The organism is Alkalibacterium sp. m-11, assembly GCF_054658155.1.
Window position 1 is genome coordinate 1 of sequence record NZ_BAAGIR010000242.1, and the last position, 1,819, is coordinate 1,819.

General features: G+C 34.9%; 1 protein-coding gene and 1 pseudogene. One reads left to right on the top strand and one right to left on the bottom strand.

Annotated elements, in window-relative coordinates:
• Positions 1-637 (bottom strand): annotated as a pseudogene (locus ACYQ2O_RS12120) (hypothetical protein); the annotation flags it as partial.
• A gap of 180 nt (positions 638-817) precedes the next feature.
• Here ACYQ2O_RS12120 and ACYQ2O_RS12125 point away from each other — a divergent pair.
• Positions 818-1,588 carry a MurR/RpiR family transcriptional regulator gene (locus tag ACYQ2O_RS12125; protein ID WP_459771211.1) on the top strand — a complete coding sequence of 257 codons (771 nt, stop codon included), beginning with the start codon at positions 818-820 and terminating at the stop codon, positions 1,586-1,588.
• The last annotated feature ends 231 nt before the right edge of the window (positions 1,589-1,819 follow it).

The following is a 1,819-nucleotide window of genomic DNA, read 5'->3' on the forward strand; positions in this document are numbered from 1 at the left end:
ACTTGATGTCCTCGAGTTTTAAATTAAACTGACGATAGACGTATCGTAGCTTTAAGTAGTATGGTGCGACAGTATAGAGTTCCTTTTGCTCCTCACTCAACTGGTTTAACGCCTGAATATAATAAGGACAAGTGTCGTTTTTACACTTGTAGATGTCGAATTCAGACCGTTGTTTAATCTTCTCAAGACACTTCTCACAGTGAGGACATTTGAGAATGACATCTTTAGAGTAACGATTCTTCGAATTAAATAAAGCAGAACAGACTTTGCACTGATATTGTCCGTGCACACCATTATTCTTATAGAGATAGTCATGGGGCGCATGACACTTAGCGCAACGTACATGTTCAGGAACTTCAGAAGATGACTTGTGGCGACGAACAGGTTTGATCGGTTTACCTGCTTCCACGGCCTGTTTTAGAAGGTATTTATAGTCCGCCCGTTCAATCTTTACAACTTTCGGTGGGTCATCAAGGGTCAATTTGTTGTAATCAAGCTTTGTGATATCGGTCCCTTTAGGTGGTCGATCACCCGCATCTTCAAGCCAAGTAATATAATCGTTTAAAAGTTGAATTAAACTGTTTTGCCACTTGATTTTATTAACTAAATACATGATAATCTGAAGTAGATTAGGCATCTCTTTTCACTCCTTAAGTGATGAATGTTTGTTTTAGTGAACTTCATTTTATCAGATTATACGAGGGGGGGAAGAGGTGCCTTTTTGTATTTTAATTGATAGAGCAACGATAGTTGCATTAAAACAACACGAAAAAACAAAAAAAATGGTAATTACTCTTAAAGGAAAGGGAGTATATAAATGGATTTAGAAGCACTTATAAATCAATATCATAATCAACTTAATGAAAATGACTTGGCAATTATTACCTATATTTTAGAAAACCTAGAAGAATGCCAGAAATTAAGTATTGTTGATTTGTCAGAAAGATGCCATACTTCCAAATCTTCAATTCACCGATTAACAAAAAAGTTAGGCTTCACAGGATTTAGTGAATTTAAATACAGCATGAAAAGTACATCAAAGCGAAACTTACCTAGTAAAAATTTAATGGATTTGCAAAAGGATGATATTGAAGCTACTTTAAAATTAATGAAACAAGCAGATGTTGAAAAAATTGCCAAAGAAATGCACAAAGCAGAACGAATTTTTGGTTTTGGAACAGGATGGGCACAGCGAAATGCACTGAAAGAACTAAGTAGGAACTTAATGAGTGTAGGGAAACATATGTTGATACTCCCAGCCAAAGTTGAATTTGATTTAAGTATGCCGATGATTACAAAAAATGATTTTGTCATTATTATCTCATTAAGTGGGGATACTAGAAAACTAGGAAAAAATATTAAAGTTTTAAATTTTAGAGAGGTACCGATTTTATCTGTTACATCGTTTCAAACTAATTATTTAGCACAAATGACTCCGTACAATCTTTATTATCATACTACCACTCTATTTCGAGAAAACTCACATGAAGCAACGTCATTTGTTACTTTACATCTAGTTTGTGATGCTTTATATCGTGAGTATATAACATATCGTAAGATGAAAGAAAAAGGTAGTGAAAAAGCATAATTTTATTAGGATTATAGTGGTTTTTCAAGGGGCAAGGTATAGATTGGGCAACGCACGCCCTTTTCTTACCTTGCTTTCGTGTGCCTTTTTGGATAGTTTATTAAATGGTTAGGGTGTCAAAACCTAACCGGTTTACTACTTTTCCTTGTTAACAGTGCGATTTTGCCCGCTCTTTTGGTATAATAGACGTATCAAAATGCTGACGGAGGGTGCTATCATGTCGTTTAAACC